The sequence below is a fragment of the Aeromonas sp. EERV15 genome (genome assembly GCF_900079845.1).
GTDB classification, from domain to species: domain Bacteria; phylum Pseudomonadota; class Gammaproteobacteria; order Enterobacterales; family Aeromonadaceae; genus Aeromonas; species Aeromonas sobria.
Window position 1 is genome coordinate 1 of the sequence record NZ_FKKY02000195.1, and the last position, 276, is coordinate 276.

Genomic DNA, 276 nt, shown 5'->3' on the forward strand with positions numbered 1-276 from the left:
GGGCACTCACAGCATCGAGCATCAAAATTAATTTTTGATTTTCAATGTCTGGTGAAGTGACCAAGACGATTTCTTAGCAATAAGAAGTCGAACAGTTTATTTCAGCAATTCATTGAGCCGCTGAATGCTTGTTACTTCGGTAACAGCACGACGCAAACCAAACTTAAATTGAAGAGTTTGATCATGGCTCAGATTGAACGCTGGCGGCAGGCCTAACACATGCAAGTCGAGCGGCAGCGGGAAAGTAGCTTGCTACTTTTGCCGGCGAGCGGCGGA

1 rRNA gene is annotated in these 276 nt (G+C 46.0%); it reads left to right on the top strand.

From position 1 onward, the window contains the following. Window positions 1-165 precede the first annotated feature (165 nt). Window positions 166-276, top strand: a 16S ribosomal RNA gene (locus BN4575_RS21040); the annotation flags it as partial.